The sequence below is a fragment of the Vibrio sp. Y42_MX_L11 genome (assembly GCF_024181785.1).
Taxonomy (GTDB): domain Bacteria; phylum Pseudomonadota; class Gammaproteobacteria; order Enterobacterales; family Vibrionaceae; genus Vibrio; species Vibrio diabolicus.
This window is the reverse complement of record NZ_JAMZAP010000001.1, coordinates 177,767-203,703: the sequence shown is the minus strand read 5'-3', so window position 1 is coordinate 203,703 and position 25,937 is coordinate 177,767. Positions and strand designations below refer to the sequence as shown.

Sequence of the window (25,937 nt, the reverse complement as noted above, 5' to 3'; positions counted from 1 at the left end):
TTTATTTTATGTTTTCACTTGGTGGTTACCGTCTTTGACGCAAACTTGAAGGGGGAGCGTTTTGCCTTATGCAGAATCTGTTTATTCCTTCCGACCGAATGAAAGCCTAAAGAAGAACAAACGACGATGAAAGATCAGAAAATCTCCCCAATTTCCGTTTTGGATCAAAGCCCTATGTTTGTCTGCGGTGTGATGCAGCGAATGTATCGCAACCGTGCTCAAGCTGAGCTCTCTCGGCAAAATTTAATGACACTCGAGATGGCAAGTGCACTGGCCGCTTTGGAAGAGTTTCAACCCATGAGTCAGCAAGCGTTGGCTGACGCGGTTCGAACTGAGCGAAGTGTAGCAAAGCGAATGGTGGATAATTTGGAAAAGCGAGGGTTTGTTCAAGTTTCTAAAAGTAAATCGAATCAGCGTCTCAAAATGCTCAGCATGACAAAAGAGGGGGCAAACGCTTTAAAGCAAGTGCATCAAATCATGACGAACTTACAGAAAGAATTTTTTGCTTGTTTGTCTGAATCAGAAGCGAGTGAGTTTTTTCGTTTGGTAAGAAAACTCACTTTTGCGAATCACGACCAGTAGCTTATCTTAATGCTATCTAGCGCGCCTTTACTTTATCGGTGATCAATTATATTAAGTCGTAAAACTTAAGAAATAGAATGCCCAACGTACACGTGATGGTAGAAAGTACCGTAGTGAGTGCGATGATATTTGCGGCTAATGTGGCATTGCCTCCCATAGAACGTGCCATGACATAACTGGCTGCTGCCACTGGGGAAGCGTTCATAAAGAAAAGAATACCTAACTCAATTCCTCGAAAACCTACTAAGTAAGCACCAATAGTGATCATTACGGGTGCCACGATGAGCTTGTAACTGCTTGCAAACCAAGATGGACCTTTCTCTTTTCTCATCAAGCTAAAATCGAGTGAGCCGCCCGTACACAACAGCGCTAAAGGTAATGTCATTTTGGACAAGTAGTCCCCTGCATCAATAACAACATTCGGCACTGGAATAGAGAGCAAATAGAAAGCCATCCCTAGGACGATTGAGATTATCAGTGGATTCCTCGTCAGTGTTCGGCCCATCATTTTTGCGGCTTGTGGGACAGAAGTTGCGCCTTTGGGAGATAAGCAAATTACCGCTTGGACGTTGTAAATAAACGTGGTGACCGCGACATAAAGCGCTGCTAACGCCACACCTTGAGAACCATACGCATTGGCAACGTAAGCGATGCCAATAATACCTGTGTTTGCTCGAAACCCACCCTGGATAAGAACACCTTGGTCAGGCGATGCTTTGAACAGAAGCTTGACCGAAAGGTAGGTGAAAATGAAAAACGAAATGCTAGCGATGACGCCGAAATTGACAAAGCCACTCGCCGCGGAAAAATCGTGTTCTGAAGCCACAATACTGACAAATAACATCGCAGGTAGCGTAACTTGAAACACCAGTTTGGAGCCTACTTCGATAAAATTATCGTTGATCAGCCCTATGCGTTTGAACATCACGCCAAGTATTAACATTAAGCAGATAGGGCCGGTTATCGACAAAGAGAATTGCAACTGATGTAGAACAGCTTCCATGTAAGTACCCGCAGCAAAAGAAAAATATTCCTGCTGTCTATTAAGCCATAAACTCTGGGAGACAGGACAGAAAAGTGATGAAATTTTCCTCTTTTGTTGTTTCCAGAACCATTTGCATTCCAAGTTATGGACGAGGTCCCAGTTTAACAAAGCTGTACTGGTTCTATGCGCGATATGTTGGTTTACTACTTATCGTGATGCATCCACATGCGTATTAAATAAAAGGGTTGGTCATTGTGGTTATGGATAGGAGTTCATCGATGAAAAGGAAACACAACAAAACCGTACTTTGTGCATTTGTCTCAGGTTCGGTGTTTGGTGCAGCTTTAGTCATTGCGATGTCTTTACCAATGTAATCGTTTCTGTAGGCTCTTTGAATACTTACGCTAATTCAATACAAAAACAGATTGAGTTCAGCTTGATGTACTGTTAGTTTGAAAACATGAAAATACACGTTAGCCCTTCATCAACAACCTTCTTTTGGTGGCGCTCTAAATAGAGCGGCACGGAATACTCACATTCTTAAGCTGCTGGATGGTAGCTAAGAGTGTTTGATCTTTTTATCTCCAGTAGCGATCTATTAAATACTTGGAGATAAATATGAACACCATTCAAAGTACATCACAGCATGAAATTATCCTGACCGGCGATCGAGCGACAGGTCCGTTACACCTCGGGCACTATGTCGGTTCATTGCAACAACGAGTCAAATTGCAAACGGAGCATGAGCAAACGATCTTAGTCGCAGATATGCAAGGTTTGACGGATAACGCGCATAACCCATCAAAGGTATCCTCTAATATTCTCAATGTCGTTGCAGATTATTTGGCTGTTGGTATCAACCCCGCTCAAACTACGATCACGTTGCAGTCTCAAATACCAGCGTTAGCTGAGTTAACTATGTATTACAGCAATCTTGTCTCTATTGCGCGTTTAGAGCGTAATCCCACGGTTAAAAATGAGATACAGAGTAAAGGCTTTGAACGCTCTATTCCTGCTGGCTTTTTAACGTATCCAATTTCTCAAGCTGCCGATATTACGGGGTTCCACGCGACGTTGGTTCCGGTAGGTGATGACCAACTGCCGATGTTGGAGCAAACTAATGAAATCGTAAGAAAAATAAACCACCTGGGTGGAAAAGAGGTTCTTAGAGAATGCCGTCCATTACTTAGTGATGCACCTCGTTTGCCGAGTACTGATGGCAAAAATAAGATGTCTAAAAGCATGGGGAATGCAATCAACCTAGGGGCGTCTGAAAAAGAGATTTCTGCGGCGGTGAAATCTATGTATACCGACCCCAATCACCTGAAAATTGAGGACCCTGGCCAAGTCGAAGGGAATATTGTATTTACCTACCTCGATGCTTTTCATCCTGATAAAAACTATGTCGAACAGCTAAAAGACCATTATCGACGAGGTGGGTTAGGTGATGGTTTGACCAAGAAAGTGTTAGAAGAATGCCTACAAGAGATGCTTCGCCCTATTCGAGAAAAGCGCGCTATGTATTTGAATGATAAAGCACAACTGATTGATATTTTAAAACATGGTAGTGAGCGTTCTCGCGAGAAAACCGAAAAAGTGCTATTTGATGTGAAAGATGTATTTGGTTTAAATTTGTTCTGAATTAAAAGTAGAGAGTTGAACATAAGGCACGACGGCTGAACATAAGGCACGACGGCTGGTTAGCAACGTGCCTTTTTAAGTTCCCAGTCAGTCAAAGCGCATTGTTAAGAAGAAAAAAATTCACGACGAAAATCCGCGACTTCTTGTTGGTAATAGCTTTGCCATTCCGGTTCTGACAAATTCGAATGGCTTGTGGCTCTCTCTTTTCTGAGCCTGGACTCAAGTTGTTGCAATGCTTGTTGGTAACCTCTGACTTGCTCTTTTTGCTCGGCAATTTGTTGTTCACGAGCGTGAATCTCTTCGCTTTCGTCCTTCGTTAAGTAAGTTTTTTGCAGCTCTGCGATGATAGTTTGGCGATCTGGAAATCTCATACTATTAGGAATCAGGGTGACCGCACGCTCATATTTTTCCCGGTCGCTTGTTAGCCCGATAGCATCTGCATGTTCTTGCCAGTCAATAGTGAGTTGCTCGAAAGCTCGCAAAAAGTTATCTGGGCTTTGAGTGTCCAGCTTTTGGGCTTCTAAGTTGAAATCGTACAGCGCGAACTCATCCGCGAAAATAACATCAGCCAACTCGCCCCAAATGCCTCTTGCCTCGGCTTTAAGTTGTGCAATACGTGAGGCTAGTGGTTGTTGCTCATCAAACAACAAATTACCCACACTTTCTTGCCATTGACTGTTGAGTTGATGGTAGCTCGCCAAAAGTTGAAATCGTGCTGAAGATAAATAAGGCTCGAGCAAGGCTAACTGTTCCTCACAGTCGCGGTTCGACATGCACTCATGCCAAAATGACTCAAGCTCTGCGACGAGTTCTCTCCCTTTGAGCAGAGTTAGTCTCTCAGTCGTTATTTGAGTCGCAGAAGGGAGCTCTGCGGTCTGTGGTGAAGCATCTGCACTGGGAGCGATATTGCTTGTTTTTAGTGATGTACTAGGGCCGTTCTTATTTTTTGCCTTTGGAGCAGAAGCGGACACCGCCGCTTCTTGCTGCCCATCTTGACTGAAAGTTAAAAACATCATGCCCGCCATAATGGCGGACATGATTATCAACGCGATTTTCTTCATGGCTTGATTGTTGCGCTAACTGGGAAATGGTCAGAAAGATTGTAGTGTTTCCATAAACTCTCTGCGGTTGTGCGCGGCACGTCTACACGGTTGTCATTGAATGATTTCACCCCGTATTCGCTACTCACCATGACATAGTCAAGGTATTCCACGTTTTCGCCGCCTGATAACGCTTCACCTGCGAAGTTATTGATGCGGGGATCAAAGGTTGACTCCGTGTAACCAGAATACTGAGGCTCTATGGCGCTTAAGTTGGCGATCATTTGTTGGTAGTCACCAGGGAACTTTCTTTTGTTTACGTTAAAGTCACCGCTGTATACCACAGTTTCGCTTGAAGGAATGTTGAGAGATTTAGCGAGTGCGCGGATTTGTTTGAACTGGCGCTGACGATACTCGCGAGCGGTGTCTGTATCGAAAGATGCGGTATGGGTAGCAAACACATGGTAAGCCTGACCACCTTTAATAATTTCCGCATAATTAACGCCTTTGTCGGCAAAGCAGTCTGTGCCAGAGCAGTCGGGGAAGACATATTGCGCTTCATTCACGATAGGATAGCGACTGACAATGATCACCCCACCATCATGAATATTAACGCCTTCTTTATCTAACATTTTAGTTTGGTACGGATATTCCTTAGCTAACTCACGTAGGAATGCTTCACGACCGCTTGCAAACACTTCTTGCAGCGCTAATACATCATAACCTTTGACGTATTGAGGAATCAGTTCGTAACGATCACCGATGTGCGATGCAATAGCCGTAAGAGCCCAGATGTTGTAAGTCATCAACTTAAGGTTTTGTTCTTCGTTATCGACAGATTCATTTACTTTGCTTGGTGTGATGGTGTAATAAAGATCGTCGTATCGAGCGGTACTGTCTGACTTAAATGCCAGTTCGGTTTCTCGGATGCCAAAAGCGTTAGTGTTGGCACGATGAATATCACGATCATCTTTAAGAGATAAATCGACATCGGCCGCCGATAAGCCATATTCAATGGTTGAATTATACCAATGACCTTCCATGACTTGATTGAGTGTTATGCTTTCACCTCTAGGGCTAGAAACCACAGTTTCAAAACGGTAAGTTTGGTTTGATTTCACGCCTTCCCAACGATTGAAGCTCAATACAGGTTTGGTTTCCCACGGACCAAGTACTTGTACATGTTGCTGCCACTCTTCTCCATATTGAAGTAAATCACTGCCTTCGTGCTTTACTTGAATAGTTAAAGGCTGATCAGAGTTATTGGTTAGATAAACATCTGTATCTGCAATGCTTGGCAATGCCACCAAGCCACTTAATAAAAGACCCCACTGCGATAATTTCATCTTATTTTTCCATCATTTGAACTAGAGCAATCATTCTTGTTTATAAATATTACTTGCACGTTAAATATGGATGACATCGAAGCCAGTACTAAAAATTGTTATCAGAATGTGATCTTTATTCAATGGTGAGGAGTCGGGGTAGAGAGTTAATGGTTGCTTAAGCGGTTGTAAATAATAGCGATGGTTAACGAATCGTACTCACTGCAATCAAGTTGTCATCTTCGCTCTATAAGTTGTGCGGCGTCATTCATCCAGCCACATGGCTAGAACTTAAATTGATAGATGGAGCACCATGGCTAGAGCAGTAAATCCAATCGATGAAACCATCATTAAATTACTACAAGACCAAGGTTTGATTAGAAGCGAAGCAGAAGCGCGTTTAAAGAAAGAGGTATACCGCTTACAGCCTAATGAGATTGAAAAAGTCAAAAATTATGCCCAGCACTTTGGCATCAACGCTAAAGAAAAACTCATCGATGAGATCTTAGAGTTGCGCCGGGAAGCGCTCATAAAAAAATGTAGACACAATACGGAGCATGCGAGCCTATCTCTAAAATAGCACGTGATAAAAATATCAATTACTGGTCAAGATTTGATCTTTCAGGCCGATGTATATAAGAGCGCTCAATGATATCGAGCGCAAAAACAGTGTGTTTTAGAGGTTAAGCTTTCACTTAAGTGAGAGGTTTGGAAAGGCTGCAGGGAGAAAGTGCGTGCGTATTAAAGACTTAAGTGTCGTAAAGAAAATATCGGTTAGTTATTTAACCGTTTTTGCCGTGTTTGGTTTAGTGTCAGTAATGTTGGTACAAGGTTTGTTAACACTGAATAAAGACATCTCAGTGCTAACGGATAAAAGCTTACCTTCTGTTGCGATTTTGAAAGGTATCCAAGTTGATATTACTAAAGTGCGCAAAGATGAGTTCTCTTTATTGCCAAACGCAAATCACCCCAAAATTGGTGAGTGGTTAAAAGGCCTCGACCAATGGCGTTCTGATGTGCAGGCTGGTATTGCAGAATACGAAAAGCTCGACCTTAATCAGCGTGAAACGCAGTCTTTTAACGTTTTTAAAGAAACTTGGAATCAATACATCAAGGAAACGAAGACTTACAACGCACTGCTAAGCCAAGGTGATGCTGAAAGTGCAAATGATGTGATTTTATCGAGTTTCGATACTTACTCAAAAGCGTTGAGCAGCTTGGATGATACCCTCGCGTTGAACGATGAGTTGGTGAATTTGATTGGCGAAGAAGTACAAAATGAAGCGGCATTTACACAATACAGCGCTGCTGTTGGTGCGCTTGTCGTCGCATTGGTCATGGTAATGTCTGCCATGTTGCTTTCTCGAGTCATTTGCGGGCCTGTTGATCGAGCATTGGAATTCGCTTCCAAAATCGCCAAGGGTCAATTGAATAATCAAATCGACGAAAGTGAATTGAGCAAGGACGAGTTAGGAACGTTGCTCAAAGAGCTTGTCGGTATGCAAACAAACTTACATTCGCTGGTTTCTGAGATTAATGACTCAACGATTCAGCTAACGGCAGCAGTAGAGGAGGTGAGTGCTATTTCTTCTCAGACCGCTTCTGGTATGCAAAATCAACAAATTGAACTTAGCTCGGTGGCTTCTGCGATGACAGAAATGCAAGCTGCTGTAAGTGAAGTGGCACAAAATACCGAAGTTGGCGCGACCTCCGCTTACTCGGCAACGGAAGTGGCAAAGCAAGGAACGGCGACGTTACAACAAACTATCGCAGTAATTGAGCGTGTATCACATACGATCCAAGAGTCTGATGAACTGGCACGTGAGCTTGAATCTAGCTCAAACAATATCAATGTGGTCGTAGATGTGATCCGCGGGATTGCGGAGCAAACAAACTTGTTAGCACTGAACGCCGCAATAGAAGCCGCTCGGGCCGGTGAACAAGGACGTGGGTTTGCTGTTGTGGCAGATGAGGTTCGTTCTCTGGCGCAACGCACTCAAGACTCCACTTCACAAATTGTGGAAATTGTTAATCAACTACAAGAGAGCAGCAGCAAAATAGGGCATTCAAGCCGTGATTGTCAGGAGGGCATTTCTCAGTGTGTTGAGCAAGTCAATGACGCTGATAGCCAGATAAAAGAAATTGAACATTCTGTCGATAACATAGCGCAAATGAGCCCACAAATCGCAACGGCGTGCAGCGAGCAGAATTCAGTATCCGAAGAGCTGAATCGCAGTGTGGAGCATATTAATAGTGCCTCAACAGAGATGGCTGAGGGAGCTTCGCAAACGGCTGTAGCTTGCCAGCAGATCAGTAGCCTAGCGCACAACTTGAAAACTCGAATGGGTTCATTCCAGCTCTAGTTGTTGTGTTTCAGCTTTATTCCTAACCTCATTGCTACAAAAAATAAGCCGGACGAAATGTCCGGCTTATTTATTCTCTGTCTATATAAATAAGTTCAGAGCATGCTCAATCTTGGGAGAATATGCTCGCTAGGCTGGAATACCACTATGGAACTTAAAATCTGTATCTGGCGTAGAAATTAAATCCGCCTCAACTCGGCCAAAATAGGCTATGCGTTCGCTGATGTCTTTGCCCGCGATTTGCTCTGCCAATACAAGATAATCTTGATAGTGGCGTGCTTCTGAGCGCAGTAAAGAAACGTAGAATTTTGCGATATCGTCATCCATATGTGGTGCTAGTTTGGCAAAACGCTCACAAGATCGGGCTTCTATGTAGGCACCAATGATGAGTTTATCGATCAGCGTTTCAGGTTCATGAGTCTTCATATGCGAAATGAGCCCTTTAGCATAGCGACTTGCGGGAATATTTTTATACTCAATTCCACGACTTTCCATGATCTCTAAAACTTGATAAAAGTGGTGTAACTCCTCTTTAATCAAAAGCACCATTTTATCGATCAAATCTTGGCTGTACGGTGAGTTGGACTTAGCCATGATCGCTTTGGAAATATTGCTCTTACCTTTTAAAGTTTCTAGTGAGCCTACATTGCGATAAGCAAAGTCTTCATAGGGTTTAAACCAGTCAAGCAGAGCATGTGAACTGGATTGGTCAACGGCATATTTACGAATTAAAAACATCGCAGATTGGCCAGCTTTTAGCTCACACAGTAGGTGGTCTAATAAAATGGTTTGAAGGTTTTCTGGTTTCTTTGCTTCCTCTACCCATTCATCAGGTGTGCTGCATTGCAGAAATTGGTTAATGGGAGCAAGAAGATCTTGATAGGCGTCTAGATTCATCATTTTAGTTTTAGTACTTCACATTCTAATTGGGCATATCCGCTATCTTACGGATAGAAAAAAGGCTGCGATTGCAGCCTTTATTGACCTTAAGTGAATGTTACCACTTTTTCTTCTCGCCGAAGAGTGCTTCCATGTCATTGTCGCGCTCTTTATCGGCGATCTGCTGCATTTCAGCATCACTTTTATCTTGGCGTTTTTTATCTAGGTCGCCCAACATGTCTTCAAGCTTCTGTTTCGCTTGAATCGAGTAGGGGTCGCTCTTTGTACTCAAAGCATCGATACCTTTACGCAGTAGTTGAAGCGCGGTGCCTGGTTGGCCACGAGCGATAGAGTCGTTTGCTCTTTTAATGACGTTTTCGATGTTGATACGAATCTGCATCGTTTCTAAACGCGCATTTTCAGCGACATAAGTCTGGGTGTCGATACGGCCTTTATTGTGTTCGTTACGGATAGTATCGCGAAGGCGCTTCACCAACTTAAGCATGACGATGGCTTGTTTATCACTGCTCGGCATTTTGAACGTGGTACTCTCGCCAGTGGGACCATTCTCTTTCAGTTGCTCAATCTGTTGCTTCATGTTTTCGATACGTTGAGCAAGTTGCTTATTCTTCGGGTCAAGCTCATGCATGCTTTCTAGCGCGTCAAGAATACGATTGTTTAGACACAGCAACAGCTCCTTGCTAAAAGGGATATGGTGCGCATGACCAATCAACTCTTCAGTGCCATCAATCAAGGCAACATAGCGTGCGGACTCCTGTCTTTTCGCAGTTTCTACCTTGACCTTATACTGCAACATAATGTTATAGCCTAGGATCAACACCAGTAGGATGGCTACCAAAGCGATTATTAAACCAATATTCATATCTTTGCGTCTGCTTTACTTTTCTACGGCTAGCGTTAAAGAATACATGAATCTTATCTTACTCGGCACCCTATTTGTTTGATTATTTTGTCTCTCCCACGTTTTAGCTACTGATAGAAGTCACATCATAGAACTTCAGTCATTTATTGGCTCAACTTTGTGCATATTGTTTCTATGTTGAGGATTATCAGTATGTGATTGAGGTATAAGTTAGAAATTACTGTTCATTTCGATTTGAACGCGTTATAACTAATTATTATATCGCTCGTCCGAGTGGCCAATAAATTATCTCATGAACAAGTAAGGGATTACGATGAAACTGCAGCAGCTGAAGTATATTGTTGAGGTTGTAAACCATAATCTGAATGTATCCGCAACGGCAGAAAGCTTGTATACCTCTCAGCCAGGTATCAGTAAGCAGGTTCGGTTGCTGGAAGATGAGTTAGGCATTCAGATTTTTGAACGTAGCGGTAAGCACTTAACACAGGTGACACCTGCTGGTGAAGAAATTGTACGTATTTCCCAAGAGATTCTGGCTCGCGTAGAAAGTATCAAAGCTGTAGCAGGGGAGCACACCCACCCAGAAATGGGGACGCTGAATATCACCACGACACACACGCAAGCGCGTTATGCTTTGCCGGATGTCATCAAAGGTTTCACTTCTCGCTACCCAAAAGTGTCATTACACATGCATCAAGGTACGCCGTCACAAATGTCTGAGGCGATTGCCAAAGGTACGGCGAACTTTGCGATTGCGACAGAAGCGCTTCACTTATATCAAGATGCCATCATGCTGCCTTGTTATCACTGGAACCGTTCAATTGTCGTGCCTAAAGATCATCCATTAGCGAAGAAAGATAAGGTAACGATCAGCGATCTTGCCGCTTATCCATTGGTCACTTATGTATTTGGTTTTACGGGCCGTTCAGAGTTAGATACCGCATTTAATCGTGAAGGTTTAACCCCGAGAGTGGTGTTCACTGCAACTGATGCGGATGTTATTAAAACGTATGTTCGCATGGGTATTGGTGTCGGCGTAATTGCTAGCATGGCTGTGGATGAAGAGCAGGACAGCGATTTAGTCGCAATAGATGCGAGCCATTTATTCGGGGCTAGTACGACAAGTATTGGTTTCCGTCGCGGTACATTCCTGCGCTCATACATGTTCGATTTTATGGAACGCTTTGCTCCTCATTTAACTCGCCCAGTGGTAGAGCAGGCGATTTCGTTGAAATCTAATGCAGAAATCGAAGAGATGTTTAAAGACATCGAGCTCCCGGTGAGATAACACTTCATTGATGTTTCGATTCCCTCTACAATGCGCTCGTTGTAGGGGGAGCTATGAAAACGCAATTTCAATTTATTAATGACTGCTTATTGGAAAACGAATCGCTATGGCGGTTTGAACCATTTAAAAGTAGCATTCACACCTCATTACCTTGGCAAGAGCAACACCCTCAGTTGTGCCAGTGGTTAGTGTCTCTTTCTCCCTCTCAAATCGAAGAGTATAAAGCGGAACCTGAACTCGCCTTAAAAGCGATAAGCGCGTTCGTGCCTCAACTCGAACAACTCGCTTATCACACGCGTTTAGAGTCTTTAACCTTAAATGGTTTGGCACTCGCTCGTGGTTTAGACAACGGCATTCCCGGACGTAAGCTGGAGCAAATCAGCTCGATGGGTGAAGCTGCAATTCAACAACACTGTGGCGAAGAATGGTTAGAGTGGTGTTCAGGGAAAGGTTATTTAGGACGAATCCTGGCAACACAAACCGATCAGCCTGTGACCAGTTTCGAATATCAACAAGCACTGTGTGATTCAGGGCAACAAGCTGCGAATGAACACCATTGGAAAATGACGTTTATTCAAGGTGACGCGTTTGATAGCAAAGCAAAAGCGGTATTCAAGCCAACGCAACACGCGGTGGCACTGCATGCGTGTGGTGACCTCCATGTTCGTCTAATGCAGTACGGCAGTGAGAATGGGATTGCTGCGATGACCATCTCACCTTGTTGTTATCACTTGATTCAGTCGGAACAATACCAGCCGATGTCGAAACCGGGGAGGGTTTCTTCTCTCTCATTGTCTAAGCAAGAACTGCGTATCCCGTTACAGCAAACGGTGACAGGGGGGGAGCGTGTACGTCGCCATCGTCAGCAGGAAATGGTGTTTCGTCTTGGCTTCGATTTGATTACTCGACGAGCGTTAGGCATGGCAGAATATCAACCTGTCCCCAGTATTCGTAAGTCGCAATTAAGTGAAGGCTTTGAATCTTTGTGTCGCTGGGCGGCGGAGCAGAAAGGTATCGTTCTTTCTCAAGAAATCGATTTCGATCATTTTGAAAAGTTAAGCGAACAACGCTTCTGGCAAATGGAGAGAATGAGCTTAGTGCAACTGGTTTTTCAACGTCCATTGGAGATCTGGCTCGCATTGGACAAAGCACTTTATCTTGAAGAACGTGGTTATCGTGTTAGATTGTCAGAGTTTTGCCCTAAATCAGTTACACCTAGAAATATTTTAATTTGCGCATATAAGAATTAGTTATTTTTTATAGCTAAACGCTCTATATGAAAAAGCCCACTTATGCGTGGGCTTTTGTAAACAAAACGTGACAAATTGTGTTTTATTTTGTCATTAATTGAACATAGCGATAGCTTGAGTTGGTTCAACGTATTCCAAGTCAAAGCTTTCTGCTACTTCTTTACATGTTACTTTTCCGTGAATAACGTTTAGACCTTCAAGGAAGCCTTTGTCTTCTAGAAGTGCCTCACGGTAGCCTTTGTTTGCGAGTTTCACAATGTAAGGGAGTGTTGCATTGTTCAATGCGAAAGTCGAAGTACGTGCAACCGCACCAGGCATATTTGCTACGCAGTAGTGAACCACTTCATCCACGATGTAAGTTGGATCTGCGTGGGTTGTTGCGTGAGATGTCTCGAAACAGCCACCTTGGTCAATAGCCACGTCAACCACTGCCGCACCAGGTTTCATCTTAGCAATGTGCTCTTTTGTTACCAGCTTAGGCGCTGCTGCTCCAGGAATTAGAACGGCACCGATAACAAGGTCAGCTTCTAGAACATGCTTCTCGATAGCGTCTTCAGTAGAATAAACCACTTTAGCGCGACCTTGGAATTCTTCGTCAAGCTTACGAAGTGTATCTACGTTACGGTCTAGAATGGTTACGTCAGCGCGAAGGCCAACAGCCATACGAGCTGCGTTTGCACCAACAACACCACCACCAACGATGACGACTTTCGCTGGCTCAACACCAGGAACGCCACCTAGAAGTAAACCACGACCCCCGTGTGATTTTTCTAGAGTTTGGGCACCAGCTTGGATAGACATACGACCTGCCACTTCTGACATTGGTGCTAACAGTGGCAAACGACCCATATTATCTGTTACAGTCTCATAGGCTATACAGACAGCTTTGCTCTTGATTAGCTCATCAGTTTGTGGAAAATCTGGTGCTAGGTGTAAATAAGTAAATAAAATTTGCCCTTCGCGGAGCATTGCTCTCTCTACTGCTTGGGGTTCTTTTACTTTTACAATCATGTCTGCTTGCGCGAATACGTCTGCAGCATGAGGGAGAATGGATGCGCCGACAGCGATGTAATCATCGTCTGAAAAACCAATGCCGGCACCTGCATTGGTCTCAACTAAAACTTGGTGACCATGTGAGATGAGTTCTCTCACGCTTGCTGGGATCATACCAACACGATATTCGTGGTTCTTGATTTCCTTAGGTACGCCAATGATCATCCTGTATCCTCTTTCTATAATGGTTGTATTAACTGTTTGTAGGGTGTTATTGTCGAATTAATAACTAGTATAGTTATAGATTTGTAAAATTTGGCACCAAATATTAAAAAGTTGTAGTATATTTTTTTGCAAGGAAGTAATAAGGTGGAATAAAAAATGGCAGACAACTATAAAAAGCCGTCCAAGGAACTAGACCGTATCGACCGCAACATTCTTAATGAACTGCAGAAAGACGGTCGTATTTCAAACGTTGAGCTTTCAAAACGTGTGGGACTTTCTCCAACGCCATGTTTGGAGCGTGTACGTCGCTTAGAGCGTCAGGGTTACATCACAGGATACACTGCATTATTGAATCCGCAGTTCCTGGATGCGTCACTATTAGTATTCGTTGAGATTACATTAAACCGTGGTGCGCCGGATGTATTTGAGCAGTTTAACTCAGCTGTTCAAAAGCTAGACGACATACAAGAGTGTCATCTTGTATCAGGTGACTTTGACTATCTTCTTAAAACCCGTGTATCAGATATGGGTGCTTACCGCCGACTATTGGGCGATACGTTACTACGTCTACCTGGCGTAAATGACACTCGCACATACGTTGTAATGGAAGAAGTGAAACAATCTAACCAGCTTGTGATCAAAACTCGTTAATTTCTTGCAAAGAAAGCGGTATATGCTTCCGCTTTCGCCAGAGAGTAATTGGGTTTTTCTCTTTGATATGGTTAAATCAATTTACCGAGCGGCTTGATGCCGCTCGGAATGTTTTGCAATTTCCTATTTCATTTCCATATTCAAGTTGATTTATGTTCAAAGAGAACGCAAAGAAAGTCGAAACCATTATCAAAACCAGTGAAGAGCCCCAGTCTTCACGCTTAAATGGCTTCCAACGCTTAAAAGAGTGCTGCTTTATCGTTGGCGTTCTTAGCTCGGTATTGCTTGCGGTTGCACTATTTACCTTCAGTCCGGCCGATCCTTCCTGGTCCCAAACCGCATGGGGAGGGGAGATCGACAATGCTGGTGGCCTTTTCGGCGCTTGGCTTGCGGACACACTATTCTTCACATTTGGCTCTCTCGCTTATCCCATCCCTTTCTTGCTAGCTGCGGCTGCATGGGTGATTTGCCGTAAACGAGGAGAAGATGAGCCAATTGATTTCATGTTATGGGGTACGAGGTTACTCGGCCTCGTCGTCCTTATAATGACGAGCTGTGGTCTAGCCGATATTAATTTTGATGATATTTGGTATTTCTCGTCCGGTGGTGTCGTCGGGGACGTGTTGTCTAGCCTAGCTTTACCTACATTGAATGTACTTGGCACGACATTGGTTCTGCTGTTCTTATGGGGAGCGGGCTTTACGCTCTTTACTGGCATCTCATGGCTTAACATCGTTGAGTGGCTTGGAGATCGTGCGTTAGCGCTAATTGCCGCGCTTGCAAATAAGGCAAGAGGTTCAGAGCAGGAAGTTTTAGAACCTCAGCTTGATGAGTTTGTGGAAGATAAAGTCTCTACGCCTAGACATAACGTAGACCATGACATTGATGATGAACCGCTTCCTCATTTAACGGCGTTCGATGTCGATGAGCCGAAAGAATCGGCGCCTGCGCATGAGTATCCTATTTATATGCCGCAAGCTAAACCTGAGAAGCCAGCGGAACAAATGATGGTGGAACCGACGCCGCCACAACACAAGGCTACGGTTAATGCTGCGCCAGTTTATGCTCAACCTGAGCACCAAATGCAACCTGTCCATGCGGTGAATACTGATAACGTTGATCCGCTTCTGGAGCGTACCAAGCAGCTGAATGTCACGATAGAAGAGCTTGAAGCTGCAGCGCAACAAGCAGATGACTGGGGAACTGAAGAACAGGCAGCCCCATCATTTGCAGACACTTACTCTTCCTATGTAGACCAACATACAGCTACAGAAGAACCGAACAGTGTTGAACCAGATTATGCGGAGTACGAACAATTTGAAGCAGAGCAAGTACAGCAGCCAAGTATTGAGCATCCTGTGCATGAAGAGCCTGTAATTGATTCCGCTGCGCTAGATAGCATCACGGAGCAAACAGAATCGAGTCAACACATTGAACCTACGATCTCTGATTTTGACGTGTTAGACGATGAAGACGAAGTGGAGTCACAGTCTGTACAACAAGTACAGCCAGCTCCAGCAACACCTCATCAGCAAGTGGCAACACCTTCAACAACATTTGAACCTGCACTTCAAAAAGCGGAGGTTGAAGAGGTTCAAGACGGCGACGAAGATGTAGCGGCATTCCAAGACATGGTTTCTAGTGCGCAAGCCAAAGTAGCAGCGACACAGAACCCATTTTTGGTACAGAAAGAAGAAAACTTGCCTGTTCCAGAAGAACCACTTCCAACGCTCGAGTTGCTTTACCATCCAGAAAAACGCGAAAACTTTATCGACCGTGATGCGCTAGAGCAGGTCGCTCGATTGGTTGAGAGCAAGCTAGCGGACTACAAAATCAAAGCCGACGTGGTGGGGATTTATCCTGGTCCAGTGATCACTCGTTTTGAGCTTGATTTGGCGCCGGGGGTAAAAGTAAGCCGTATTTCTGGTCTTTCAACTGACTTAGCTCGTGCATTGTCTGCAATGGCTGTACGTGTTGTAGAAGTAATCCCAGGCAAGCCTTACATCGGTTTGGAACTGCCAAACATGAGTCGTCAGACGGTCTATTTATCTGATGTAATCAGTAGTCCTCAGTTTGAGCAAGCAACGTCACCAACAACGGTTGTGTTAGGTCAAGACATTGCGGGTGAAGCTGTTGTGGCTGATCTCGCGAAGATGCCTCACGTGCTAGTAGCAGGTACAACCGGTTCTGGTAAGTCGGTGGGTGTGAACGTGATGATTTTGAGCATGCTGTATAAAGCTGGCCCAGAAGATGTACGCTTCATCATGATTGACCCGAAAATGCTAGAGCTTTCTATTTACGAAGGTATCCCTCATCTTCTTTCTGAAGTTGTGACTGATATGAAAGACGCATCAAACGCTCTACGTTGGTGTGTGGGTGAGATGGAACGTCGTTATAAATTGATGTCGGCATTGGGCGTTCGTAATGTGAAAGGCTTTAACGAGAAGTTGAAGATGGCAGCAGAAGCAGGTCACCCAATTCATGATCCATTCTGGCAAGAAGGCGACAGTATGGATACGGAACCGCCATTGTTAGAAAAACTGCCTTACATCGTTGTTGTTGTCGATGAATTTGCTGACCTGATGATGGTGGTTGGTAAGAAGGTAGAAGAACTGATTGCACGCTTGGCACAAAAGGCGCGTGCGGCAGGTATTCATTTAATTCTTGCGACTCAGCGTCCATCGGTGGATGTTATCACGGGTCTGATTAAAGCGAATATTCCAACTCGTGTTGCGTTTACGGTATCGACTAAAACAGACTCCCGTACGATTCTAGACCAAGGTGGTGCAGAATCACTGCTTGGTATGGGTGATATGTTGTATCTACCGCCGGGCTCAAGTCATACAACTCGTGTCCACGGTGCATTTGCATCAGATGATGATGTTCATGCTGTTGTAAACAACTGGAAAGCGCGTGGTAAACCGAACTACATTGAAGAGATCATCAGCGGAGATCAAAGTCCAGAAAGCTTATTGCCAGGTGAGCAAATGGAAGCGGATGAAGATGTGGATCCACTCTTCGATCAAGTCGTTGAGCACGTAGTTCAGTCACGTCGAGGCTCTGTTTCTGGCGTACAGCGTCGATTTAAGATCGGTTACAACCGTGCCGCCCGTATTGTTGAGCAACTCGAAGCGCAAGGTATCGTGAGTGCACCGGGTCACAACGGTAACCGCGAAGTTTTAGCTCCTGCGCCGCCAAAAGATTAATGAACTTGTTTTACTCACTTCAGTCCAACTGAGGTGAGTAACTTTAGGTCTTTGACCCTCTGATAGGTATCTGAATGAAAAAACGATTTTCAGCGAAACTTTTCTCAGCGCTAGTTTTAAGCGTTTCTTTCTTCTCAGCTGCGAATGCAGCATCTCCAAAAGATGAACTCAATAAACGTCTCGCAATGAACGAGGGTTTCAGTGCCGATTTCTCTCAGCAAGTGATTAGCCCTGAAGGTGAAACGGTAATGGAAGGTGAGGGCACGGTTGAAATCGCTCGTCCAAGCTTGTTCCGTTGGAGTACGACTTTCCCTGATGAAAACCTTTTAGTATCTGACGGCAAGACGTTGTGGTATTACAGCCCATTCATTGAGCAAGTAAGCATTTACTGGCAAGAGCAAGCGACCGAGCAAACACCATTTGTGTTGTTAACTCGCAATAGAGCACGCGATTGGGATAACTATAAGATTTCTCAGAAAGGTAATGAGTTTACGCTCATTCCAACGGCAATTGACTCTACTCAAGGCCAATTCCAGATTAATATTGATACAAAAGGCGTAGTGAAAGGCTTTAACGTCATTGAGCAAGATGGTCAGAAAGGGCTGTTTACTTTTAGTAATGTTAAGCTTGGTAAACCAAAGGTAGACAGATTTACATTCACAATTCCAGATGGCGTGGAAGTGGATGACCAAAGGAATTAATTGGTAGTGAGTAATTACACGTTAGATTTCTCAGGGGACGAAGATTTTCGTCCCCTTGCTGCTCGTATGAGACCACAAACAATCGAACAGTATATTGGGCAGCAGCATATTTTAGGTCCGGGTAAACCCCTACGCCGAGCGCTAGAGGCGGGACACATTCACTCGATGATCCTTTGGGGACCACCAGGCACAGGCAAAACGACATTAGCGGAAGTGGCAGCAAACTATGCCAACGCCGAAGTTGAGCGTGTATCTGCGGTGACGTCTGGCGTTAAAGAGATCCGGGCTGCGATCGACAAAGCGCGTGAAAACAAAATGGCAGGTCGCCGCACTATCTTATTCGTGGATGAGGTGCATCGCTTTAACAAATCGCAGCAAGATGCGTTTTTACCGCATATTGAAGACGGTACGGTTACGTTTATCGGTGCGACCACAGAGAACCCTTCGTTTGAGTTAAACAACGCATTACTCTCGCGTGCTCGCGTTTACAAGTTGACTTCTCTTGACCAGAGCGAAATATCGCTGGCGCTTGATCAAGCGATTAACGACAAAGAGCGCGGCTTGGGGAATATACCAGCACATTTCGCCGATAACGTACTAGATCGCCTAGCAGAGCTAGTGAACGGTGATGCTCGCATGTCTCTCAACTACCTTGAGCTGCTATACGATATGGCAGAAGACAACGCGCAGGGTGAAAAAGAAATCACGCTTAAGTTGCTTGCGGAAGTGGCTGGAGAAAAGGTCTCTCGCTTCGATAACAAAGGTGATATCTGGTACGACTTAATCTCTGCAGTTCACAAATCCATTCGTGGTTCAAATCCAGACGCCGCTTTGTATTGGGCTGCACGTATGATCGCCGCAGGTTGTGATCCGCTCTACATCGCTCGCCGATTACTTGCGATAGCATCGGAAGATGTTGGCAATGCGGACCCTAGAGCCATGCAAGTCGCACTCTCCGCGTGGGATTGCTTTACCCGTGTTGGTCCGGCAGAAGGTGAACGTGCGATTGCACAGGCGATCGTTTACTTAGCGTGCGCGCCAAAAAGTAATGCGGTGTACGTGGCATGGAAACAAGCGCTCACAGATGCTCATAACTTACCTGAATATGAAGTGCCTCATCACCTTCGAAATGCACCTACCAGTTTGATGAAAGACATGGGTTATGGAGCAGAGTATCGTTATGCTCACGATGAGCCGGGTGCCTATGCAGCCGGTGAGCAATATTTGCCACCAGAAATGGCAGATCGTAAGTATTATCAGCCAACAAATCGCGGTCTAGAAACCAAAATCGGCGAAAAGTTAGATTACTTGGCTAAATTAGACGCAAATAGCCAACAAAAGCGCTATGAAAAGTAGGCGTTTTTGGATACATTTGTTCAGTAAATTTTTTTAACGCGTACGCTTGGAAAGTGCGCGTGATTTCACAACAAAAAGCATAGGATTAACAATGCTGGATTCTAAATTACTTCGTACAGAGCTGGATGAAACAGCTGCTAAACTGGCGCGTCGTGGCTTTAAGCTAGACGTAGAGACTATTCGTAAACTTGAAGAACAACGTAAGTCCATTCAAGTAGAAGTAGAAAATTTACAATCCACGCGTAACTCCATCTCCAAACAAATCGGCCAAAAAATGGCGGCTGGCGACAAAGAAGGCGCAGAAGAGATCAAGAAACAAATCGGTACTCTAGGTAGCGATCTTGATGCGAAGAAAGTTGAACTTGAGCAAGTAATGGCTCAACTAGACGAATTCACGCTTTCTGTACCAAACATCCCAGCAGATGAAGTGCCAGATGGCAAAGACGAGAACGACAACGTTGAAATCTCTCGTTGGGGTGAGCCTAAGACTTACGACTTCGATTTGAAAGACCATGTTGACCTAGGTGAAATGGGGGGCGGTCTAGACTTCGCAAGTGCAGTTAAGATCACTGGCGCACGTTTCATCGTGATGAAAGGCCAATTTGCTCGTCTACACCGTGCAATCGCTCAGTTCATGCTAGATCTTCACACAGAAGAACACGGCTACACAGAAATGTACGTACCTTACCTAGTAAACTCTGACAGCCTATTCGGTACTGGTCAGCTTCCTAAGTTCGGTAAAGACCTTTTCCACACAGAGCCTCTAGCGGAAAAAGTAAACGACGAAGAGCCACGCAAACTGTCGCTAATCCCTACGGCAGAAGTACCTGTAACGAACCTAGTTCGTGACACGATTTCTGACGAAGCGGATCTACCTATCAAGATGACAGCACACACGCCATGTTTCCGTTCAGAAGCAGGTTCATACGGTCGTGATACTCGTGGTCTGATTCGTATGCACCAGTTCGACAAAGTTGAGCTAGTACAAATCACTAAGCCAGAAGATTCAATGAACGCACTAGAAGAGCTAACAGGTCACGCTGAGAAAGTTCTACAACTTCTTGAACTTCCTTACCGTAAAGTCGTTCTATGTACTGGCGACATGGGCTTCGGCGCTCGTAAGACTTACGACCTAGAAGTGTGGGTTCCTGCTCAAGAAACTTACCGTGAAATCTCTTCATGTTCTAACATGTGGGACTTCCAAGCTCGTCGTATGCAAGCGCGTTTCCGTCGTAAAGGCGAGAAGAAACCTGAGCTTGTACACACGCTAAACGGTTCTGGTCTAGCTGTAGGTCGTACAATGGTTGCTATCCTAGAAAACAACCAAGAAGCAGACGGTCGCATTGCAATCCCTACAGTACTTCAGAAGTACATGGGCGGCGCAACGCACATCGGTTAATGAATTAACCACTAGAACACCAAAACCCAGCCATAGTGCTGGGTTTTTTGTTAGCGGTGGCCGCCAAAATTACTGAAAGCACGCGGGTGTTTGCAGCGCGGCTTCCACGGCGTTAACCAGTTTTTCTATGTGTTCAGGCTGGCTAATAAATGGCGGCATCATATAAATCAGTTTGCCAAATGGACGAATCCAAACACCGTGCTCAACAAAGAGAGCCTGGATGGTTTCCATATTCACAGGTCGATGCGTCTCCACTACGCCAATAGCACCCAACCAACGGGTGTTTTTCACCAAGTCGTATTCTTCAAGTTTTGGTAGTAACTCAGAAAACAGCGTTTCAATTTGTTGGGTTTGTTGCTTCCAATCACCTTGCTCGATCAATTCCAAACTTGCAGTAGCTACAGCACAAGCGAGTGGATTCCCCATAAAGGTTGGACCGTGCATAAAACAACCAGCATCACCACCACAAACAGTGTCTGCTACGTGTTTGCTCGCGAGGGTCGCAGAGAGGGTCATGTAGCCGCCAGTGAGTGCTTTCCCGACACACAGAATGTCTGGTTGAATATCTGCATGTTCGCAGGCAAACAATTTGCCTGTGCGTCCAAAACCGGTAGCGATCTCATCTGCAATCAATAACAAACCGTATTTGTCGCAAAGTCTACGCACGCCTTTGAGAAATTCGGGATGGTAGATACGCATGCCACCTGCGCCTTGAACGATAGGCTCAAGGATCACCGCAGCAAGTCCTTGATGGTGCGTTTCAATCTGGTGCTCAAAGTCGGCTAGATCTTCCGGCTTCCATTCATCCCAATAACCACAAGTTGGTGACTCCGCAAAGATATGCTCAGGCAGAAAGCCTTTGTAGAGAGAGTGCATGGAGTTATCAGGATCGGTTACCGACATCGCCGCAAAGGTGTCACCGTGATAACCGTGTCGTAAAGTAAGAAACTTCGGTCGGCGTTCACCTTTTGCATGCCAATATTGCAGTGCCATTTTTAAGCTGACTTCTACGGCAACGGAGCCTGAATCGGCAAGGAATACATGTTCAAGATTACTTGGCGCAAGGGATAGCAACTTCTTACACAAACTGATTGCTGGCTGGTGGGTAATCCCGCCAAACATCACGTGAGATACTTGATCGATTTGCTGGTGAGCCGCTTGATTTAAGTGCGGATGGTTATAGCCGTGGATCGTCGACCACCAAGAAGACATGCCATCGACAAGCTCAGTACCGTCTTCCAGTTTAATGTGAACACCATTTGCCGATGCCACTGGGTAGCAGGTCAGAGGTGTCAATGTCGAAGTGTAAGGATGCCAGATATGCTGGCGGTCGAAGGCGAGATCCATGTGCGATTCCAATAATAATTGAGATTAAAAAATAAACAGATGTAAGCTTTGTTATTTTGTGTTGTGTTGACAGTTTATCGAGACTCAGTAGACTGTCAACACAACAACAAAAGTGACTAAAGGAATACACGTGGAAGTTCGTCATAACTGGACGCATGCTGAAGTGCGCGATCTCATGGAAAAACCATTCATGGATCTCCTATTCGAAGCGCAGCTTGTACATCGTCAATATCAACAAACCAACCATGTTCAAGTAAGCACGCTTCTGTCGATTAAGACAGGTGCTTGTCCAGAAGATTGTAAGTACTGTCCTCAGAGTGCTCGTTACACCACAGACATCGAGAAAGAGCGTCTGATGGAAGTAGAACGCGTACTCGATGCTGCGCAAAAAGCCAAAAATGCTGGTTCTACTCGATTCTGTATGGGCGCAGCATGGAAAAACCCGAAAGAGCGTGACATGCCGCATTTGACTGACATGATCAAAGGCGTGAAGGGCATGGGTTTAGAAACGTGTATGACATTGGGCATGTTGACGCCAGATCAAGCTAAGCAATTGGCTACTGCAGGTCTGGATTACTACAACCACAACCTAGATACCTCACCTGAGTTTTACGGCAACATCATTACCACACGTACTTACCAAGACCGTTTAGACACTTTGTCTCACGTTCGTGATGCTGGCATGAAGATCTGTTCCGGTGGCATCATCGGCATGGGTGAAAGTGCTAACGACCGAGCAGGTTTGTTGGTTGAATTGGCTAACTTGCCGGTACACCCTGAAAGCGTTCCAATCAACATGCTCGTGAAGGTAAAGGGCACACCATTGGAAGAAGTGGACGACGTTGAGCCGTTCGACTTTATTCGTCTGATTGCAATAGCACGAATCATGATGCCTCAATCAGCCGTTCGTTTATCCGCTGGCCGTGAAAACATGAACGAACAAATGCAAGCGCTATGTTTTATGGCGGGTGCAAACTCCGTCTTCTATGGCTGCAAACTTCTGACGACCCCAAATCCTTCTGAAGATAAGGACATGATGCTGTTTAATAAGCTTGGCATTAACAGACAAGAAGTGTCTCAAAAACCTGATGAAATTGAAGAAAACGAGTTGCTGGACCGCGTTGTAGAGCGCGTGGCTGCTCGTCCAACAAAAGACGACCTTTTCTACGATGCCAGCGTTTAAATCTCGTATCGAGTCCGCCCTTGCCGATCGTAAAGCACAGGGGCTGAATCGTTCGATGAATGTGGTGTTTTCCGGCAACCAATCGATTTTGGAATACGAAGGCAGACGCTACATCAACTTCTCAAGTAATGATTATTTAGGCTTGGCCAATGACCAAGCGCTCGTTCGTGCTTGGCAGCAAGGCTTGAGTGTATACGGCAGTGGCAGTGGTGCATCTCCAATGGTCACAGGTTTTAGTGCAGCGCACAGCAATTTAGAAGCGGCACTAACCGAATGGCTGGGTTACGAAAGGGCAGTCCTGTTTGGCTCTGGATTCAGCGCTAACCAAGCTTTGTTATTCACCTTGCTAGAAAAATCAGACGTACTTATCCAAGACCGTTTTAACCATGCCTCTTTGATGGAAGCGGGGGCGTTGTCACCAGCTAAGATGAAGCGCTTCAAGCACAATGACATCGAACACCTGAAGTCGCTGATTAATAGCGAAGACAACCATCTAGTTGTGACTGAAGGGGTATTCAGCATGGACGGGGATTGTGCCCCACTTGCTGATATCGCTGACGTCACCGGTAATCATGATGCATGGCTTGCTGTAGACGACGCTCATGGTATCGGTGTTCTAGGGGAATCTGGCGGTGGCTCATGTGAATTAGCGGCGGTTAAGCCTGAGATACTGATCGTTACTTTCGGCAAAGCGTTTGGTATGTCTGGCGCGGCTATTTTATGTGACCACGCAACGGGGGACTTTTTAACTCAGTTTGCTCGTCACCATGTGTATTCCACGGCGATGCCTCCGGCACAAGCCTATGCGCTCACGCATGCGGTTTCGATGGTTCAAGAACAGTCTTGGCGACGTGAAAAGCTCACAGAGTTAAGTGAAGTGTATCGAGATAGCCTCAGCGACGTTGAGGGCTTTGTTGAGACTCAAACTTCGATTAAGCCGTTTGTGATTGGTGAATCTGATTTGGCTTTGCGAGTAGCAGGTGCTTGTCGCCAAAACGGTATTTGGGTTACTGCTATTCGTCCTCCAACAGTTCCGAAAGGGACGTCTCGTCTGCGAATCACACTCACTGCTAATCACACTAACGAACAAGTTAAAACGCTTTCAATGGCATTGAAGCAAGCATTAGGAACGCAGTAATGGATAATGCAGAGCAAATGAAGTTGGATTGCTTACTGCCTAATAAACAAGCGATCGCCGCTTCCTTTAGTAAAGCAGCTAACACGTACGACAAACATGCCGCTTTCCAGCGTGATGTCGGCCATCGCTTACTAGACAAACTTCCGAATGACTTAACTTATAGACGTGTTTTGGATTTAGGATGTGGTACGGGCTATTTTTCTCAACTTCTTCAAGAGCGCGGCGCTGAAGTGTTTTGTGTGGACATCTCTCAAGAGATGTTAAGCAAAGCTATGGTGCGCTGTGGCCATGAGCGAATGAATTATGTGCTAGCCGACGCAGAAAACTTGCCTTTCGACGATACAATCTTCGACTACGTATTCTCTAGCTTGGCTTTGCAATGGTGTGCCGATTTAAGTTACCCCCTGAGAGAAGTTCGTCGTGTACTAAAAGCTAATGGGAAGGCGGCTTTTTCTACCCTAGCTGAAGGGTCACTGTGCGAGTTGCGTGCATCATGGAAAAAAATTGATGCATATCAACACGTCAATAACTTTCTATCGCTCAATCAGGTAAAAATTGCGTTAGCGCAATCTCGATGTGACAACCATCAACTAGACTTGACCACCATCACAGTTTGGTACGACTCAGCATTTTCAGTTATGCGTGACCTCAAAGGTATAGGTGCAAATCACGTAAGCGGGCGCTCACATGGTTTAACCAGTCGAGAGACTTTGTTGCAAGTTGAGCATGAGTACCAAGCGTTTAAAAATGATCAAGGTCTTCTACCTGCAAGTTATCAGGTTTGTTTTGGAGTAATACATCTATGATTGATGCTTTTTTTATTGCTGGTACGGATACTGATGTAGGAAAAACGGTAGCGTCTAAAGCCATTTTGCAAGCGTTGGCAGCAAAAGGACTAAACACTATTGGTTATAAACCAGTGGCAGCAGGGAGTGATAAGACTGAAGCTGGATGGCGTAATTCTGACGCCTTACATTTACAAGCGGCCGCGACACTCGATGTCGCTTATGATGATGTGAATCCATACGCTTTAGAATTGCCTGCTTCTCCTCACATCGCGGCAAAACATGAACATGTCGAAATAAAATACGAACTCCTCAGTGAAAAGCTGGCTCAACACAAGCAGCAAGCTGATGTCGTTCTCGTTGAGGGCGCTGGTGGTTGGCGTGTGCCTGTGTCAGATACCGACTGTTTATCTACTTGGGTACAAGCAGAGCAGTTACCCGTAGTCTTGGTGGTTGGTATTAAATTAGGTTGTTTGAGCCATGCTTTACTCACGGCTGAGAGTATTAAAGCGGATGGCTTGAATCTTGTTGGTTGGGTGGCAAACCGAGTTAACCCTGGCACCGAGCACTATGCTGATATTATCGAGATGCTTGAAGCGCGTATCGGTGCGCCTAAGCTTGGCGAAATCCCATACATTCCAAGTGCTAAGCGCAAAGAGCTAGGCAAGTACATTAATATCGAGCCTTTGCTAAATACTGACTGATTGTGTTTAAAAT

22 protein-coding genes are annotated in these 25,937 nt (G+C 45.0%); 15 read left to right on the top strand and 7 right to left on the bottom strand.

All coding sequences use genetic code 11. From position 1 onward, the window contains the following. Nucleotides 1-126 precede the first annotated feature (126 nt). A complete protein-coding gene (locus NL643_RS00880) occupies nt 127-582 on the top strand; it encodes a MarR family winged helix-turn-helix transcriptional regulator (RefSeq protein WP_012841967.1) in 456 nt (151 codons plus the stop codon). A 46-nt stretch (nt 583-628) separates the two neighbouring features. Here NL643_RS00880 and NL643_RS00875 read toward each other — a convergent pair whose 3' ends face one another. Beyond that, on the bottom strand, nt 629-1,585 hold the full coding sequence (locus NL643_RS00875; protein ID WP_253643752.1) for an AEC family transporter: 957 nt from the start codon (nt 1,583-1,585) through the stop codon (nt 629-631). Nucleotides 1,586-2,185: 600 nt separating this feature from the next. Between NL643_RS00875 and trpS the strand changes: the two genes are divergently transcribed. Further along, on the top strand, nt 2,186-3,208 hold the full coding sequence (trpS, locus tag NL643_RS00870) for a tryptophan--tRNA ligase (protein WP_253643751.1): 1,023 nt from the start codon (nt 2,186-2,188) through the stop codon (nt 3,206-3,208). Between the two features lie 104 nt (nt 3,209-3,312). Here the strand turns inward: trpS and NL643_RS00865 are convergent, their stop codons facing one another. After that, nucleotides 3,313-4,269 carry an ATP-dependent dsDNA exonuclease gene (locus NL643_RS00865; RefSeq protein WP_253643750.1) on the bottom strand — a complete coding sequence of 319 codons (957 nt, stop codon included), beginning with the start codon at nt 4,267-4,269 and terminating at the stop codon, nt 3,313-3,315. Further along, entirely contained in the window at nt 4,266-5,594 is a 1,329-nt protein-coding gene (locus NL643_RS00860; RefSeq protein ID WP_253643749.1) for a sphingomyelin phosphodiesterase, read from the bottom strand. Before NL643_RS00860 ends, NL643_RS00865 begins: the two co-directional genes overlap by 4 nt. 292 nt (nt 5,595-5,886) lie before the next feature. Between NL643_RS00860 and NL643_RS00855 the strand changes: the two genes are divergently transcribed. Both NL643_RS00855 and NL643_RS00850 read left to right on the top strand, forming a co-directional pair. Then, complete coding sequence (locus NL643_RS00855) at nt 5,887-6,153, top strand: hypothetical protein (protein ID WP_012841963.1); 267 nt, start codon at nt 5,887-5,889, stop codon at nt 6,151-6,153. 154 nt (nt 6,154-6,307) lie between these two features. Further along, the gene (locus NL643_RS00850) at nt 6,308-7,936 is read left to right on the top strand and encodes a methyl-accepting chemotaxis protein (RefSeq protein WP_253643748.1); all 1,629 of its coding nucleotides are present in this window, start codon (nt 6,308-6,310) and stop codon (nt 7,934-7,936) included. 129 nt (nt 7,937-8,065) lie between these two features. Here the strand turns inward: NL643_RS00850 and NL643_RS00845 are convergent, their stop codons facing one another. Next, nucleotides 8,066-8,836, bottom strand: coding sequence for a tRNA isopentenyl-2-thiomethyl-A-37 hydroxylase MiaE (locus NL643_RS00845; RefSeq protein WP_104974277.1), 771 nt, complete (start codon nt 8,834-8,836; stop codon nt 8,066-8,068). Nucleotides 8,837-8,933: 97 nt separating this feature from the next. Then, on the bottom strand, nt 8,934-9,698 hold the full coding sequence (locus tag NL643_RS00840) for a hypothetical protein (protein ID WP_006742886.1): 765 nt from the start codon (nt 9,696-9,698) through the stop codon (nt 8,934-8,936). Nucleotides 9,699-10,011: 313 nt separating this feature from the next. Between NL643_RS00840 and cysB the strand changes: the two genes are divergently transcribed. Continuing rightward, on the top strand, nt 10,012-10,986 hold the full coding sequence (cysB, locus tag NL643_RS00835) for an HTH-type transcriptional regulator CysB (protein ID WP_006742885.1): 975 nt from the start codon (nt 10,012-10,014) through the stop codon (nt 10,984-10,986). A gap of 53 nt (nt 10,987-11,039) precedes the next feature. After that, a complete protein-coding gene (locus NL643_RS00830) occupies nt 11,040-12,236 on the top strand; it encodes a methyltransferase (RefSeq protein ID WP_006742884.1) in 1,197 nt (398 codons plus the stop codon). A gap of 93 nt (nt 12,237-12,329) precedes the next feature. Here the strand turns inward: NL643_RS00830 and ald are convergent, their stop codons facing one another. After that, nucleotides 12,330-13,454 carry an alanine dehydrogenase gene (ald, locus tag NL643_RS00825; protein WP_005378241.1) on the bottom strand — a complete coding sequence of 375 codons (1,125 nt, stop codon included), beginning with the start codon at nt 13,452-13,454 and terminating at the stop codon, nt 12,330-12,332. A 156-nt stretch (nt 13,455-13,610) separates the two neighbouring features. Here ald and lrp point away from each other — a divergent pair, with 156 nt between their 5' ends. The 5 genes from lrp to serS all read left to right on the top strand — a co-directional run bounded on the left by lrp (nt 13,611) and on the right by serS (nt 20,767). After that, nucleotides 13,611-14,105, top strand: coding sequence for a leucine-responsive transcriptional regulator Lrp (gene lrp, locus NL643_RS00820; RefSeq protein WP_005378234.1), 495 nt, complete (start codon nt 13,611-13,613; stop codon nt 14,103-14,105). A 152-nt stretch (nt 14,106-14,257) separates the two neighbouring features. Continuing rightward, complete coding sequence (locus NL643_RS00815; RefSeq protein WP_253643747.1) at nt 14,258-17,311, top strand: DNA translocase FtsK 4TM domain-containing protein; 3,054 nt, start codon at nt 14,258-14,260, stop codon at nt 17,309-17,311. 74 nt (nt 17,312-17,385) lie between these two features. Beyond that, the gene (gene lolA, locus NL643_RS00810; protein WP_253643746.1) at nt 17,386-18,012 is read left to right on the top strand and encodes an outer membrane lipoprotein chaperone LolA; all 627 of its coding nucleotides are present in this window, start codon (nt 17,386-17,388) and stop codon (nt 18,010-18,012) included. Beyond that, nucleotides 18,013-19,368, top strand: coding sequence for a replication-associated recombination protein A (locus tag NL643_RS00805; protein ID WP_212762630.1), 1,356 nt, complete (start codon nt 18,013-18,015; stop codon nt 19,366-19,368). A gap of 91 nt (nt 19,369-19,459) precedes the next feature. Then, entirely contained in the window at nt 19,460-20,767 is a 1,308-nt protein-coding gene (gene serS / locus NL643_RS00800) for a serine--tRNA ligase (RefSeq protein ID WP_167426732.1), read from the top strand. Between the two features lie 69 nt (nt 20,768-20,836). Here the strand turns inward: serS and bioA are convergent, their stop codons facing one another. Next, nucleotides 20,837-22,114: an adenosylmethionine--8-amino-7-oxononanoate transaminase gene (gene bioA / locus NL643_RS00795; protein ID WP_253643745.1), complete on the bottom strand. Its 1,278-nt coding sequence runs from the start codon at nt 22,112-22,114 to the stop codon at nt 20,837-20,839. Nucleotides 22,115-22,244: 130 nt separating this feature from the next. Between bioA and bioB the strand changes: the two genes are divergently transcribed. The 4 genes from bioB to bioD are packed head-to-tail and all read left to right on the top strand — an operon-like array spanning nt 22,245 to nt 25,924. Further along, nucleotides 22,245-23,297 (top strand): biotin synthase BioB, encoded by a 1,053-nt coding sequence (bioB, locus tag NL643_RS00790; protein ID WP_047008583.1) that lies wholly within the window; start codon nt 22,245-22,247, stop codon nt 23,295-23,297. Further along, nucleotides 23,284-24,435, top strand: coding sequence for an 8-amino-7-oxononanoate synthase (gene bioF / locus NL643_RS00785; RefSeq protein ID WP_253643744.1), 1,152 nt, complete (start codon nt 23,284-23,286; stop codon nt 24,433-24,435). The genes bioB and bioF overlap by 14 nt, the downstream gene beginning before the upstream one ends. Further along, nucleotides 24,435-25,241 (top strand): malonyl-ACP O-methyltransferase BioC, encoded by an 807-nt coding sequence (gene bioC / locus NL643_RS00780; protein WP_253643743.1) that lies wholly within the window; start codon nt 24,435-24,437, stop codon nt 25,239-25,241. The genes bioF and bioC overlap by 1 nt, the downstream gene beginning before the upstream one ends. Then, nucleotides 25,238-25,924 (top strand): dethiobiotin synthase, encoded by a 687-nt coding sequence (bioD, locus tag NL643_RS00775; RefSeq protein WP_053807203.1) that lies wholly within the window; start codon nt 25,238-25,240, stop codon nt 25,922-25,924. The genes bioC and bioD overlap by 4 nt, the downstream gene beginning before the upstream one ends. Nucleotides 25,925-25,937 lie beyond the last annotated feature (13 nt).